This window comes from Roseixanthobacter psychrophilus (genome assembly GCF_043195195.1).
Lineage (GTDB): Bacteria > Pseudomonadota > Alphaproteobacteria > Rhizobiales > Xanthobacteraceae > NCEH01.
Window position 1 is genome coordinate 21,688 of the sequence record NZ_JBAFWT010000010.1, and the last position, 12,795, is coordinate 34,482.

Sequence of the window (12,795 nt, forward strand, 5' to 3'; positions counted from 1 at the left end):
CGCTGGTCGCCATCCCTCGGGTGGACCGCCATGCCCCATCGTTCCCGCCGGCCTGGCGAGCGAGGCCGGTGCGCCTGGGTTTTGTTCTGCGCGCTCCTGCTGGCGGTGCTCGAGCCGGGTGTTGCGTCTGCTGCGACCGGCAGCGGACTGCGCCCGCCGGCCTCCCTTCCTGTAAGCAGGCCACGCATCCCCCTCAACAAGGTGCCGCTCCCGGTCCCGCGCCCCGAAGTGCCGGATGTCGCGACCGAGGAAGGGGACGAGACGGCAGAATCCTCAGCGGGGGAGCAGTCCGCCGCGCCAGCCGCCGCTGCACCTTTGCCGCAGCCGGCACCGGCTGCGATAAACGCGGCGCCTCTGCCGCGGCTTGCAAATGTTCCATTTCCGAAGGCACGCGAACCATTGCCAGGAGAGCAGGAGGAAGAGGTCGAAGAGGAGAAGCCCGCTCCCGCCCTCATCCCGCCGCCGCCGCCGAGCGGTACGGCCGCCCGCGACGGCACCCCGCCTTCCGCTTCGTCCGCGGAGGCGATCGCCCCCGGAACATTGCCGGCACTCTGCGCCGCGCTGGTGGAGCAGCAGGCCATGATCGCGGCGCCAGCGCCGCCGGTCCCGGTGAAAGAGGGCTGTTCCCTGACGCAGCCAGTGCGCGTAACGGCCGTGCGACTGGTGGATGGAAATCTGGTTACCCTGTCCCCCGCAGCAATCCTCCAATGCGAGATGGCGGCGGCGGTGACGCAATGGGTGCGCGACGACCTTGGCCCCGCAGTCGCGACCCTAGGCACTCGCATGGAGACCTTCAAAGTCGCCGCATCTTATGATTGCCGCCCTCGCAACCGCGTGAAGGGTGCCAAGATGAGCGAGCACGGCCAAGGCAACGCGATCGACTTCGGCGGGTTCGAAACGGCCGACAAACGGGTGATCGAGGTCAAGAATGGTGGGCTGCCGATCGCGCTGCAGGAGCGTATCAAGGCCGATGCGTGCACCAAGTTCAGCACCGTGCTGGGTCCGGGATCAGATGGCTACCACGAGGATCATATTCACGTGGATATCGCCAAGCGCCGGCTCGACATCAAGCTGTGTCGATGGACCATAAAGACCCCAGCGCCCGCCGTGATCGCTGCCCGCGATGCCGGGAAGAGTGGGGTATCCACTTCTTACGGCACTGGAACGAATCCGGAGGCGAACGGGCAAGGCACCGAAGGAAAGGCCGAGGGGGACGTTCAGCCGTCTGAAGCAGTGGCCAATGCGACAGCCGGCAACCAGAAGCGGCTCTCGCTGCCGGAACCGGCGCCGATGCCTTTGAAGCGCCCGGCAATAAAGGCCGGCACAAGAGCCGCCACCGAAGGTGGCAGGTTGCCGGGAGGATAGCCGGCGAGCGGGCCCGTGCCGGCTTACTGGGCGATGAGCTTATGCCGGTTCAGAATATCTTCGGCAAGGGCGTGGTCGAAATTCACTTTGCGGGTAAAGACTGAGAAATTCTCAGCAGATGCCCTCTCGTCGGCGACCTCGCGCACGACATGGTAATTTGCCCGGTTGGCGAAGTCGTGGATGGCGATCAGCGCATGGGGTGGGGCGTTCAACAGCGTCTGCATGAAACAGGCGACGCGGAAACGTCCGTCGACCAGATAGAGGTCAGCTTCTTTGGCGCCCTCGACGGACCAGATCTTGGTGTAATAGTCAGGCCATCGATCACGGGCGCTCTCATCCTTCGGGAAGCCCCATTCCTTGGTTTCACCGATATCGATGTAGATGAGCTTGGGGAGGATCGGAGCTTTGAATGCCACGCAGTCATCAAGGACGCGGTCCAGCCATTCCTTCGACGAATCCAATGAAATGATCGTCTCTTTGACAAGTCCGGCAGCAAACAGCGTGCTGCCCCCGGCGCCGAATTCGACGAAATTTCTCGCGCACCGCAGCAAGCTTTCGAACAGAGCCCGTTCTGCCGGACGCATGGCGACGGCCATCCGTGTGCGCTGTGGTGCTTCGCTTACGCTCGGGACTTCACTGCACATTGCTTTCGCCCCCTATGACCACGTTATGGACCTAGCCAGCCCGTTACCTTCAAGTCAAGGGAGCGCTTGATACGTTCGACGCCAGCGGACTCGATAGCCCGCTGGCGATTGGCTTCAAGCCTTCACAGCACAACCACTTCCGCGCCGACCGGCACGCGATTGTAGAGGTCGATCACGTCCTCGTTCAACATCCGGATGCAGCCGGAGGAGATCGCCTGACCCAGCAGCTCCGGCTGGTTGGTTCCGTGAATGCGGAACAGCGTGTCCTTAGAGCCCTGGTAGAGATAGAGGGCGCGGGCACCCATGGGATTGTGCGGTCCGGGGCCCACATAGGACGGCAGACCGGCGATGCGCTGATGGATCTCCGGGGTCGGAGTCCAGCTCGGCCATTCGGCCTTGCGGCCGACCTTGGCATCGCCACGGAAGGCGAGGCTTTCCTCGCCCACGGTCACGCCATAGCGAATGGCTTGGCCGTTACCCTCGACGAAGTAAAGGAGCTTCTTGTCGGTGTCGACGACGATAGTGCCGGGCTTTTCCTTGCCGGTGTATTCAACAATTTGCCGGGCGTACATTCCCTCGGGCTTCACCTTCGGATACGGCGCCTGCGCGAGCAATTGCTTGTCCCGCGGCTTGAGCGACGATTCCGGAGCGGGCTGAGGCGTCGACGCCATGCAGCCACCTAATAGAAGTCCAAGCAGAACAGCCGCGACCGCCCGCTTCGCCATGACCGCCTCTTAATAAACAGAGTGAACAGATTCGTTTCGTAAGCCTGGATTACCCGAACCCCGGCACGCCTTGAAGAGGCCACGAAGTCGCCACGGCTCGGAGCTGAAAAGCGTGGCAAAAATGTCTCAGGGTCTGACCTTTCGTCACCGTTAAGACCGTCTTCAAAGCCTTGCGCAATGCTCTCCCACTAAGACCTCTGCAATGCCGCAGCACTTGCACAGTTTCGACGCAGTTGCCCACCATCTGTCAGTGGTCTTCCCACCAGAAGGCATCTGTTTTAGGCAGAACGCCTTGTCAGGAGAGAGTACGATGTCTAGCGATCAGCCTGGCCCGGGCACAGCCTCCCGCTCGGAAACCGAAGCCACTCGATACGGGGCCCATGCGGGCCAATGGCGCGACATCGGCATCACGGCCGTTGCTGCAGCCGCTGCTGCTGCCCGTCTCGCCAGCGATGCCAAACCAGTGGCCCAGAAGAGCTCGGGTGAGCCCAACAAGGTGGTTACCTTACGCGATATCGACCACCTGGCGGCCTGAACGGCACGCGGATCGATTTGAGCTGTGCTTGCCAGCCCGCACAAGGCTGCGCATGTATCCCACGGAGCGAACGCCTCTCTGCCGCGTTCGCCGGTGCGGATGGTGAGACATGCTGGTGGCCTATTGCCTGGTTGACGGTGCGCTCACGCCCCGAACCATTCCGCCCGACGGTGACGTGCCAGCGGATGCACTTTGGCTGGATCTCGTTTCCCCTGCGGGACACGAGGATGCGTTGGTTGAGCGCGCAGTGGGCGTGGAAATTCCCACGCGTGAAGACATGCGCCAGATCGAGCCGTCCAGCCGGCTGTACGTCGAAGGCGGTGCCGCGTACATGACGCTTTCGATCCTGTGCGGCGCCGATACCGAGGCGCCGTCCGTCAACCCCGTCACTTTCATCCTCGTAAAGGCGAAGCTTGTGACGGTGCGGTATGCTGAACCCAAGCCCTTCGTGGTGTTGGCGAACCGTCTCAAAAAGACCTGCTCGCAGACCACCGGCGGCCAGATCCTGATGGAACTCCTCGATACCATCGTGGATCGGGTTTCCGAGGTGCTGGAACAAGCCGGAACCGATATCGAGCGGTTGTCCAAGCGCGTGTTCGAGCGCGATACGGAGGGCGGCAACCGGACCCAGCGCTATCGGGCGATCCTCACCCATATCGGCCGGAAGGAAGGGTTGCTCTCCTATGCGCGCGAGAGCCTTGCCTCGCTGTCGCGTCTTCTGGCCTTCATCGGCACCGAGGGGGATGCAAAGCCGCTCGGTCCCGACACCAAGAGCCAGATCAAGAGCATGACGCGGGACGTCGCGGGGCTATCGGACTATGCCAACTTCCTTGGCAACAAGCTGCAATTCCTGCTGGACGGGACCATCGGCATGGTTGGCCTGGAGCAGAACAACATCATCAAGATCTTCGCGGTGCTCTCAGTGGTGCTGATGCCACCAACCTTGATCGCCTCGATATATGGGATGAATTTCCAGCACATGCCGGAGCTTGCGGACACCTACGGATATCCGCTTGCGCTGACGGCCATGGTGATCTCGGCGATCCTGCCCTATGTCTTCTTCAAATGGCGCCGCTGGCTGTAGCCACCGCGCTCCTCAAACGTTCTGCCCACCGTCGATGTGGATCTCGGCGCCATTGAGATAGGACGAGGTCTCGGTGCACAGCACATAGATGATCTTCGCCACCTCATCGGGCGTGCCAAGCCGCTGCAACGGAATCTGCGCGACGATCTTGTCCGTGCCGGGAGATAGAATGGCTGTATCGATCTCGCCTGGGGCGATGGCATTGACGCGGATGCCGCGCCGGCCGAAATCCACCGCCATCTCACGCGTCAGTGCGGCGAGGGCTGCCTTTGAGGTGGAATAGGCGGCCCCGGCGAATGGATGCACCCGAACGCCGGCGATGGAGGTGACGTTCACCACGGAACCGCGCGCCGCCTCCAATTGCTGCACCAGACCGCGCGCCAGCATGATGGGGGCAAAGAAATTCACCTGGAATACATGGGCCCAGGTCTCGCGCTTCGTGTCGAGCGAGCCAAGCCGCGCGCCGCCCTCACCCTTGGGTGAAATACCGGCATTGTTGACCAGCGCGTGCAACTCGCCGGCGGGCAGGCGGCGCTTGATTTCCTCGATAGCTTCTTCCGTGTTCACCGGGTCGGAGAGGTCCACCTGGATATGATCCTCCGGGCCCGCTGCCCAGGGACATTGCTCCGGAAAGGCATGACGCGAGCAGGTGATGACCCGCCAGCCGGCGCTGGAAAAGCGCTTCACCGTCGCGTGGCCGATGCCGCGTGAGGCGCCGGTCAGCAACATGATGCGGGGCGGTTGGTTGCTGGCGGACATGAATTCCTCGAAACGTAAAGCGGTGCGGCGCAAACCATGTCGCCCGACGGCAGGCATCACGGCCATGAGGCCGGGTCAAGCAGCGCCTTCAGGGGTAAAGACGGGTGCGCATCCATTCTCCGACAGGCTCCGGACGCCGGAATACGATTCGGTCATGAAGGCGAAACGGCCGATCGTGCCAAAATTCGATCGCCACCGGCACGATGCGGAAACCGGTCCAATGGGGCGGGCGGGGGACCGTGCCGAGGGCGTATTTCGCAGTGGTCGCCGCGACCGCAGCCTCGAAGGCGAAGCGACCTTCCAGCGGGCGCGACTGCTGGCTCGCCCAGGCGCCGATCTGAGAGAGACGCGGCCGGGTGGCGAAATAGGCGTTGGCCTCGGCCTCGGTGACACGCTCAACCGGCCCGCGCACCCGCACCTGCCGGCGCAGCGACTTCCAGTGAAATACCAGCGCCGCCTTCGGGTTGTCGGCGAGCTCGCGACCCTTGGCGCTCTCGGTGTTCGTGAAGAAGACAAAGCCGCGTTCGTCGAGCCCTTTCAGCAGCACCATGCGCGCGTCCGGCAGACCGTCCTGATCGACGGTCGCAATCGTCATTGCGTTGGGATCGTTCGGTTCGGTGCGCTCGGCTTCGCCGAGCCACTCGGAAAACAACCGAAAGGGCTCGGTACTCTCGGTGAAATCACCGCCTGTTAAGGGGTTTGAGGCTTCCATAGGCGAATCGGACATGGCTGGGAGCCCTTCCCGTGTGGCGTCAACGCAAAACATACCAAGACGGCGCGAAGCACGCCTTATATAGGGCCATCGGCGGTCGTCGCACAGCGGTCAGGCCATTGGTCGCAGTCGGCTTGTTGGGGGCGACGCTGGCGCTTTCGGGCTGTGGTTCTCTGCTCGGTATGTCCGATGACGATCAGCTTGTCACCGGCTCGATCAAACCCCAGCCCGTGGCGCTCTCGATTCCTGTCGGAGAAGCGCCGCAGGGCATAGCGTCCACCGATTGGGCACAGGCGAAGGTCGCCCTCGACCAAGCATTGAAATCGCGGGAGGCCGGTGCAAGCATGCCGTGGCAGAACACTGTCACCGGGGCCAGGGGCACGTCCACGCCACTGGGCACGGTGAAAGACAATGGTTGCCGCGACTTCCGCATTGGGGTCGTGGACACCAGCGGGGAGCATTGGGTGCAGGGCGAAGCGTGCCGCGACGGCAAGGGTACCACCCTGTCGCAGGTGCGAGTCCTTGGACGGGCTTGAGCCCCGCAGTTGAAATAGGGCACCTTGTTCCCACATGAAGGCTGCGGTCGGCCGGAAAGCGTCGACCCCGAGGTGAATTTGCATGCGTGATCCATACGACGTCCTCGGCGTTGCCAAGAGCGCCGACGAAGCGGAGATCAAGCGCGCCTATCGGCGGCTGGCGAAGAAGCTGCATCCCGACGCCAACCAGGGAGACCCAAAGGCGCAGGATCGTTTCGCTGAACTGAACACGGCTCACGAGATCCTGGCCGATGCCGAAAAGCGCGGTCAGTTCGATCGCGGCGAGATCGATGCGGAGGGCAAGCCACGCGCCCCGGATTTTTCCGGTTACGGCGGCGGACGGGGCCGTGCCGGCCCGGGCGGCTTTTCCGGCTTCGATGGCGACACGATCTTCGAGAGTTTTTCCTTCGGGCCGGAAGGGGTGCGCCGGAATGCACGGCGTGGACCCGAGGTCGGCGACGATATCGGCGATATGTTCGGCTTTGGCCGCCAGCGCCGCGGCCCGCGTGGCGGCTTTGCGCCCGAGGCGGGGGCCGACATCGAGCTGACCTTGCCGGTGAGCTATGAGGAGGCAGCGCACGGTGCCAGCAAGCGTGTCCAGTTGCCGAATGGGAAGCAGATCGAGGTGAAGATCGCCGCCGGCACGCTGGAAGGCCACCGCATGCGCCTGAAGGGGCAGGGGGAGATGAGTCCGACTGGCGGGCCGCAGGGGGACGCCTTCGTCTCCATCAGCTACGCACCGCACGAGAAGTTCAAACGCGAGGATGCGGACCTGCGCTACGAAGCGGATGTGTCTCTCGCCGATGCGGTACTCGGCAGCAAGGTGCGCGTTCCCACCCTGGCAGGCGCAGTCGATCTCAACATACCCGCCTGGACTTCCGGCGGCCGCACGTTCCGCCTGCGCGGAAAGGGCCTACCTAAGGCCAGCGGCGGTCATGGCGACCTGCTGGTGAGCGCCAACCTAGTACTTCCGGCTGAGCACGACGCGGAGTTGGAAGCCTTGATGCGCAAGTTGCGCGAGGCGAAGTCCGAGGCGTAAGACCGGGCGCGACAGCGCGCCACGCATTGCTCTTGAAGCCGTGAATGGCGCAGCGGGTGGGGCTCATTATCTTCCGACTGTCGGGCACGTTGCCTCCCGGGTACGGGCGCCGAGCGCAGGAGGAGAGTCATGCCTGTTCGGATTTCTCACATGATGGCGGCAACGCTGGTCGCCGGTAGCATCTTGGCGGGGGCTGCCGCCGCCTTTGCCCAAAGCGCCCAGGCCCCCGCGCCGCTCCAACACGGCGGCATGTCGATGCCCATGGCTACTGCGGCGTCTCCCGCGACGATGGCGCTCCAGGCCGCCAACGCCAAGATGCACGCCGACATGAACATCGCTTACACCGGCGATGCGGATGTGGATTTTGTTCGGGGCATGATCGCCCACCACCAAGGAGCGATCGACATGGCGAAGGTGGAGCTGAGTTACGGCACCGACCCGCAAATCCGCAAGCTGGCGGAAGGCATCATCGCCGCCCAAGAGCGGGAGATCACGGACATGCGGACCTGGCTGGCTGCCAAGGGCAAGTGAGCAGAAGGATCCGTAGGATGAAACAAAAAAGGCCTCGCCGGTGGCGAGGCCTTTTTTCGGATGACACGGTGCTGCAGGCTTAGACCGCGATGCGCTCGGCCCCCGCCATGGGTTCGCGCAGCACATAGCCGCGGCCCCATACGGTCTCGATGTAGTTCTTGCCCGCCGAAGCGTTCGCAAGCTTCTTGCGCAGCTTGCAGATGAACACGTCGATGATCTTCAACTCGGGCTCATCCATGCCGCCGTAGAGATGGTTGAGGAACATCTCCTTGGTGAGCGTGGTGCCCTTGCGGAGCGAGAGCAGCTCCAGCATCTGGTATTCCTTGCCGGTCAGATGGACCCGGGCGCCGTCCACTTCCACCGTCTTGGTGTCGAGGTTGACGATCAGGTCGCCGGTCTGGATCACCGACTGGGCATGGCCCTTGGAGCGGCGCACGATGGCATGGATTCGCGCCACCATCTCGTCTTTGTGGAACGGTTTGGTGAGATAGTCGTCGGCGCCGAAGCCGAAACCCTTCACTTTGTCCTCGGTGCCGGCGAGACCGGAGAGGATGAGGATCGGGGTTTTCACCTTGGCGACGCGCAGGTTGCGCAGCACCTCGAAGCCCGACATATCCGGAAGGTTTATGTCGAGCAGAATGATGTCGTATTCATAGACTTTGCCCAGGTCGATGCCTTCTTCACCGAGATCCGTCGTGTAGACATTGAAGCTCTCGGACTTCAGCATCAACTCGATGCTTTGGGCCGTCGCACTGTCGTCCTCGATGAGCAAGACGCGCATGGCAATCCCCTTCCTCGCAACAACCCGAAAAGCGGCGTGCCGCCCTTGGTGTGCTCAGCCGACAGTGTGATTCGCGATACGTGTGTTGAATCGATACCCGATCGCGATTCAACTGGACAAGAGTCCTTCGAAAAAACTTTGTGTATGAATGCGAAGACTGACTCCCCGCATACCGTCAAAGTTGTTTCGGCTGACCCAACCCGTATCTACACACCATCTCCCGAGCCTCGGGAGCGTCAGGCGAGGGGCTTTTTCGAAGCACCCCCGTCCGAACCGTGGAGGCATCATTAACGAAGTCGGTAAACGATTAGTTTCCATCCCGCTGGGTTAAGCGATTTTCCTCACAATCCGGCGCAGAGGTAAGGAAAGGGCAACGGGTCGGCGTCATTGTGGCATTTGAGGTGCCCGGAACCGGCCACTGCGTTCATTTGTGCCTTCGGAGTATCGCGTTCCATGAAGTCGCGTGAACCCCTGATCCGCGCCAAGCGGTTCAAAATCGAGGATGCGCGCCGGCGCATCGTGCGGATCGATACCATGATTGCCGAGTTCGACCGCATGGCGGCCGATCTCGATCGGGACATAGCGGGGGAAGAGGAGCGCTCCGGCATTACGGACCCGCGCCACTTCGCTTATTCGCCGCTGGCCACCGCCGCGCGCCAGCGCCGCGACAACCTCGGTCGTTCGGCCCAGGACCTGCGGGTCCAGCGCGACGAGGCGGAGGCGGCCCTGGCGGATGCCGAGGCTCAGTTGCAGATGGAAGAGGCGGCCAGCGAGCGTGAGCGCGTCAGCGAGGCCGAGGCGTTGGAGCGCCGCATTGGCTGGCGGGTGGGAGAGACCGCCCGCGCGTGATCTCAGGGCCGCGGGTGTGACTTGCAACCCTGCGCGAAGCGCGGGGGAAAAATTGATGCATTCTCAGCTTCTTGCGCTGAAGCGCAGAGGAGGGCTTCACCTTTCCGGCATCTTGATCTAGCCTTGAGTTCTGGGATTGCGGCGCTCCCTGCAAATCATGTGCTAAAAGCTAGAAATGTCTTTTTTAGCATAAGCTTATGACTGCATCTTAAGGTAAGATTTTAGATTTTTCTGGGAGCGTCACCCCCTTTCGTGGGATCAAGACGACCGTGTCGCATTCGGATGTGCTGAGCGATCATCTGATCGCGATCTCCAAAGGGGATCGTCGAGCGTTCGAGGAACTGTACGCGCTCTCCAGCCCGCGTCTCTTCGGCATCGCGCTCCGCCTGTTGCGCCAGCCAGAACTGGCCGCCGCAGCGCTGAAGAGCGCTTATCTCGCCATGTGGTCCGAGATGGAACGCAAGGCCGACGCGCTGCGTGCTGAGGCGGAGGATCCGATACCTTCCACCGATCAGGTGTGTGCGGCCCCTATGCGGGATGCCGCGGTGCAGGAAGGGGGCGGGTTGGCCCCTCCCGCGCTTCGCGCGCGGATCGGTGATCCCGTGATCTGGATGGTATCGAAGGTGCGGGCCGCCGCCCTGGATTTTGCCCGCGCGCAGGTGGACGAGGACGGGGCGATGTTTGAGCCGTTCGCGTCGCAAGAACAGGACGACGACCCCCTCGGCAGCGAGACGCGCAGTCCGGAGTTGCTGGAACTTCTGGGATGCCTCGGCCACCTATCCGAGGAACGGCGGCGCATGGTGCTACTAGCTTATTATGACGGCTGGACCCGCAACGCCCTCTCAATTTATTTCGACGCCCCCGAGCACAGCATCCGCACATGGCTGCGACGGAGCATCGGTGAAATCGATGCCTGCCTGCAATGACGAGCGTATGGGAAGAGGACCGGCAGGAAGCTGCAGAATACGTACTCGGCACGCTGGATGGGGCCGAGCGCGAGGCAGCGCGGTCCCGCATTGCCCATGATCCGGCATTCGCCGCCCTTGTGCGGCTCTGGGAGGGCCGCCTCGGTCCCTTGCATGAGCTCGCGGTCAGCGTCGCGCCGCCGTCCAGCCTCCTCACCGAATTGATGGTTGCGCTGCCTGGGGCCGCCGTCCTTCCGCCTGCTGCCGATGAGGAGACGGCGCCGGCCGACGGGCGGCCCCGGGAGAAGGTCCAGGTCCAGCGGGCACCGGCTGAGCAGCCGCAAGCAGCGGTATGCGACGCGCCGCCGGCCTTGGAGCCTGCGATCGATCCGGAAAAAATGGCTGGACCAGCTGTCATCTCCCATGTTGTTGCGGAAGCTGAGATCCGCGAAGCGAGCAAGGATCTGCCGGTTGAGGGGGGGCCAGCAGTTCTTGCCCCGGGACCTCTGGACGATGCCATATCGTCTCCATCTCCTCGTTCAGCGGCGGCATTCTCATCGGACCCTGAGCAAATGCCGACGCCCGCCGCATCGTCCGCCCGCCGCAATCCCTGGCGCGTGGCGACCGGGCTGCTCGCCCTTGCGGTGCTCGGCCTCGGCGTCGTGGCGCTTCAAGGGGAGGCCCGGCGCAGCGCAGCTGTGGTCGTCGCGAAACCTGCACCGGCAATTCGCCAAGCCGTGCTGACGGCGCAGAGCGCGCCGCGGGTCACCATTACACTTGATCCGGGAACGCGCCGCCTTGACGTCGTCGGCCTCGACGCGCCAGCGCCCGACGGGAAGACTTATCGTCTCTGGCTGATCCTTCCGGACGGGAAGCGACATTTGCTGTGCGCCTTCCGCGATACCTCCGCACTGACGCCGGATCTGTCCAACTGGGGCGGGCAGGGGGCGGCCATGCTGGAGATCACGCTGGAACCGGACGTCGAGCCGCCTGGGGCGGGCGGCGATGTTGTCGTCGCCGGCCCGTTGCATGTCCTGTAAGGGACGCGTCGGAGTCAGATCTTACCTTGTGTCGCGCGTTTCCATGTACTGCGCGATCATGCCATAAGCGGCCCCTCCGCATCACCGGAACCCTGGGCACGACATGACCGTCGCCGTCGCCGTTGAAAATGCCGTGAAGATGTTCGGCGCGCAGCATGCGCTCGCGGGCATTTCCCTTGATGTGCAGCCGGGCGAACTGGTGGCGCTGCTCGGGCCGTCCGGCTCGGGCAAGACCACCTTGCTGCGTGTCGTCGCCGGTCTGGAGCAACTCGATTCCGGACGCGTGGTCCTGGATGGGGCCGATGCCTCTACCGTTCCGGTGCGCTATCGCGGCATCGGCTTCGTATTCCAGCATTATGCCCTGTTCCGTCACATGAACGTGGCGGACAACATCGCCTACGGTCTGCGCTCGCGCCCGCGGGCGACGCGCCCATCCGAAGCCGACATCGCGCAGCGGGTGGAACACCTGCTCGCCCTGGTTCAACTTGCGGGCTATGGCAGGCGCTTTCCCGCCCAATTGTCCGGCGGCCAGCGCCAGCGCGTAGCCCTGGCACGGGCGCTCGCCATCGAGCCCAAGGTGCTACTGCTGGATGAGCCGTTCGGAGCGCTCGATGCGCAAGTGCGCAAGGAACTGCGGGCATGGCTGCGCCATCTGCACGAGCAGACCGGCCATACCACTTTGTTCGTGACCCACGATCAGGAGGAGGCCCTGGAACTGGCCGACCGTGTCGTCGTCATGAGCAAAGGGCGCATCGAGCAGGTCGGGACGCCGGACGATGTCTATGATCGTCCCGCGACCCCCGACGTGTTCGGTTTCATGGGAGAATCGAGTCGCATCGCGGTGGAGGTCGAGGGTGGCGTGGTCCGCGCCGAGGGGCAAATCATCGCCACCGCCATCGAACCCGTCGCCGACGGTCCGGCCACCTTGTTTGCCCGGCCCCATGACGTGACCGTCGCGCTTGCCGGCACGCCGGGCGCCGAAGGCCTTGTGCAGGCCTATCGCCGCCATGGCGCGATCCGGCGCGTGGAGCTGAGCGTCGGCGGTGCCCGGGTTGAGGCCGATGTGGCGCCTACCGCCAAAGTGCCGCAGGCAGGAAAGGTCTCGGTCCGGTTCGATCGCGCACGTCTTTTCCCGGCAACGGGGCCGGGCGTCGATTGCCGCCCGCCCGTATCCCACCAGGTGGGCGAATACGCGATCTGACTGCCGCCAGGACACCGGCTGCCGAGATCAGAAGCCGCGTGGCTGCGGGGCTTACTCCTTCCTTTTTCTCGCGTGTGCGAAAAGCTTGC

At 63.6% G+C, this 12,795-nt stretch carries 15 protein-coding genes; 10 read left to right on the plus strand and 5 right to left on the minus strand.

The window, feature by feature from the left end; all coding sequences use genetic code 11:
* The first annotated feature begins 30 nt into the window (after positions 1-30).
* Positions 31-1,365 (plus strand): extensin family protein, encoded by a 1,335-nt coding sequence (locus tag V5F77_RS11515; protein WP_429005491.1) that lies wholly within the window; start codon positions 31-33, stop codon positions 1,363-1,365.
* 23 nt (positions 1,366-1,388) lie between these two features.
* Here V5F77_RS11515 and V5F77_RS11520 read toward each other — a convergent pair whose 3' ends face one another.
* Entirely contained in the window at positions 1,389-1,961 is a 573-nt protein-coding gene (locus tag V5F77_RS11520; RefSeq protein WP_429005492.1) for a hypothetical protein, read from the minus strand.
* A 170-nt stretch (positions 1,962-2,131) separates the two neighbouring features.
* A complete protein-coding gene (locus V5F77_RS11525) occupies positions 2,132-2,734 on the minus strand; it encodes a L,D-transpeptidase (RefSeq protein ID WP_429005493.1) in 603 nt (200 codons plus the stop codon).
* A gap of 310 nt (positions 2,735-3,044) precedes the next feature.
* On the opposite strand from V5F77_RS11525, the gene V5F77_RS11530 reads away from it, so the two are divergent.
* Together V5F77_RS11530 and V5F77_RS11535 are read left to right on the plus strand one after the other, a co-directional pair.
* Positions 3,045-3,269, plus strand: a complete 225-nt coding sequence (locus V5F77_RS11530) for a hypothetical protein (protein ID WP_429005494.1) — start codon at positions 3,045-3,047, stop codon at positions 3,267-3,269.
* 109 nt (positions 3,270-3,378) lie between these two features.
* Positions 3,379-4,353, plus strand: coding sequence for a magnesium transporter CorA family protein (locus V5F77_RS11535; protein WP_429005495.1), 975 nt, complete (start codon positions 3,379-3,381; stop codon positions 4,351-4,353).
* 12 nt (positions 4,354-4,365) lie between these two features.
* Here V5F77_RS11535 and V5F77_RS11540 read toward each other — a convergent pair whose 3' ends face one another.
* Together V5F77_RS11540 and pdxH are read right to left on the minus strand one after the other, a co-directional pair.
* Complete coding sequence (locus V5F77_RS11540; RefSeq protein WP_429005496.1) at positions 4,366-5,112, minus strand: SDR family NAD(P)-dependent oxidoreductase; 747 nt, start codon at positions 5,110-5,112, stop codon at positions 4,366-4,368.
* 88 nt (positions 5,113-5,200) lie between these two features.
* Positions 5,201-5,839, minus strand: a complete 639-nt coding sequence (gene pdxH, locus V5F77_RS11545) for a pyridoxamine 5'-phosphate oxidase (RefSeq protein ID WP_429005497.1) — start codon at positions 5,837-5,839, stop codon at positions 5,201-5,203.
* 104 nt (positions 5,840-5,943) lie between these two features.
* Here pdxH and V5F77_RS11550 point away from each other — a divergent pair, with 104 nt between their 5' ends.
* From V5F77_RS11550 to copM, 3 genes are all read left to right on the plus strand, one after another.
* Positions 5,944-6,360 (plus strand): RT0821/Lpp0805 family surface protein, encoded by a 417-nt coding sequence (locus V5F77_RS11550; protein WP_429005498.1) that lies wholly within the window; start codon positions 5,944-5,946, stop codon positions 6,358-6,360.
* An 82-nt stretch (positions 6,361-6,442) separates the two neighbouring features.
* Positions 6,443-7,399: a DnaJ C-terminal domain-containing protein gene (locus tag V5F77_RS11555; RefSeq protein ID WP_429005499.1), complete on the plus strand. Its 957-nt coding sequence runs from the start codon at positions 6,443-6,445 to the stop codon at positions 7,397-7,399.
* Positions 7,400-7,552: 153 nt separating this feature from the next.
* Positions 7,553-7,930 carry a CopM family metallochaperone gene (gene copM, locus V5F77_RS11560; protein WP_429005600.1) on the plus strand — a complete coding sequence of 126 codons (378 nt, stop codon included), beginning with the start codon at positions 7,553-7,555 and terminating at the stop codon, positions 7,928-7,930.
* A gap of 79 nt (positions 7,931-8,009) precedes the next feature.
* Here the strand turns inward: copM and ctrA are convergent, their stop codons facing one another.
* A complete protein-coding gene (gene ctrA / locus V5F77_RS11565) occupies positions 8,010-8,711 on the minus strand; it encodes a response regulator transcription factor CtrA (protein WP_429005500.1) in 702 nt (233 codons plus the stop codon).
* A gap of 453 nt (positions 8,712-9,164) precedes the next feature.
* Between ctrA and V5F77_RS11570 the strand changes: the two genes are divergently transcribed.
* The 4 genes from V5F77_RS11570 to V5F77_RS11585 all read left to right on the plus strand — a co-directional run bounded on the left by V5F77_RS11570 (position 9,165) and on the right by V5F77_RS11585 (position 12,706).
* The gene (locus tag V5F77_RS11570; protein WP_429005501.1) at positions 9,165-9,560 is read left to right on the plus strand and encodes a flagellar export protein FliJ; all 396 of its coding nucleotides are present in this window, start codon (positions 9,165-9,167) and stop codon (positions 9,558-9,560) included.
* A 284-nt stretch (positions 9,561-9,844) separates the two neighbouring features.
* Complete coding sequence (locus V5F77_RS11575) at positions 9,845-10,486, plus strand: sigma factor-like helix-turn-helix DNA-binding protein (RefSeq protein ID WP_429005502.1); 642 nt, start codon at positions 9,845-9,847, stop codon at positions 10,484-10,486.
* Positions 10,483-11,505 (plus strand): anti-sigma factor, encoded by a 1,023-nt coding sequence (locus V5F77_RS11580; protein ID WP_429005503.1) that lies wholly within the window; start codon positions 10,483-10,485, stop codon positions 11,503-11,505. The genes V5F77_RS11575 and V5F77_RS11580 overlap by 4 nt, the downstream gene beginning before the upstream one ends.
* A gap of 103 nt (positions 11,506-11,608) precedes the next feature.
* Positions 11,609-12,706: a sulfate/molybdate ABC transporter ATP-binding protein gene (locus V5F77_RS11585; protein WP_429005504.1), complete on the plus strand. Its 1,098-nt coding sequence runs from the start codon at positions 11,609-11,611 to the stop codon at positions 12,704-12,706.
* Positions 12,707-12,795 lie beyond the last annotated feature (89 nt).

What these genes read in the sequence shown, in the direction of transcription:
- V5F77_RS11520 (WP_429005492.1), bottom strand. Translation starts at nt 1,961, where the DNA reads ATGGCCGTCGCCATGCGTCCGGCAGAACGGGCTCTGTTCGAAAGCTTG.
- V5F77_RS11525 (WP_429005493.1), bottom strand. Translation starts at nt 2,734, where the DNA reads ATGGCGAAGCGGGCGGTCGCGGCTGTTCTGCTTGGACTTCTATTAGGT.
- V5F77_RS11530 (WP_429005494.1), top strand. Translation starts at nt 3,045, where the DNA reads ATGTCTAGCGATCAGCCTGGCCCGGGCACAGCCTCCCGCTCGGAAACC.
- copM (WP_429005600.1), top strand. Translation starts at nt 7,553, where the DNA reads ATGGCGGCAACGCTGGTCGCCGGTAGCATCTTGGCGGGGGCTGCCGCC.
- V5F77_RS11515 (WP_429005491.1), top strand. Translation starts at nt 31, where the DNA reads ATGCCCCATCGTTCCCGCCGGCCTGGCGAGCGAGGCCGGTGCGCCTGG.
- V5F77_RS11585 (WP_429005504.1), top strand. Translation starts at nt 11,609, where the DNA reads ATGACCGTCGCCGTCGCCGTTGAAAATGCCGTGAAGATGTTCGGCGCG.
- V5F77_RS11535 (WP_429005495.1), top strand. Translation starts at nt 3,379, where the DNA reads ATGCTGGTGGCCTATTGCCTGGTTGACGGTGCGCTCACGCCCCGAACC.
- ctrA (WP_429005500.1), bottom strand. Translation starts at nt 8,711, where the DNA reads ATGCGCGTCTTGCTCATCGAGGACGACAGTGCGACGGCCCAAAGCATC.
- V5F77_RS11540 (WP_429005496.1), bottom strand. Translation starts at nt 5,112, where the DNA reads ATGTCCGCCAGCAACCAACCGCCCCGCATCATGTTGCTGACCGGCGCC.
- V5F77_RS11570 (WP_429005501.1), top strand. Translation starts at nt 9,165, where the DNA reads ATGAAGTCGCGTGAACCCCTGATCCGCGCCAAGCGGTTCAAAATCGAG.
- pdxH (WP_429005497.1), bottom strand. Translation starts at nt 5,839, where the DNA reads ATGTCCGATTCGCCTATGGAAGCCTCAAACCCCTTAACAGGCGGTGAT.
- V5F77_RS11555 (WP_429005499.1), top strand. Translation starts at nt 6,443, where the DNA reads ATGCGTGATCCATACGACGTCCTCGGCGTTGCCAAGAGCGCCGACGAA.
- V5F77_RS11580 (WP_429005503.1), top strand. Translation starts at nt 10,483, where the DNA reads ATGACGAGCGTATGGGAAGAGGACCGGCAGGAAGCTGCAGAATACGTA.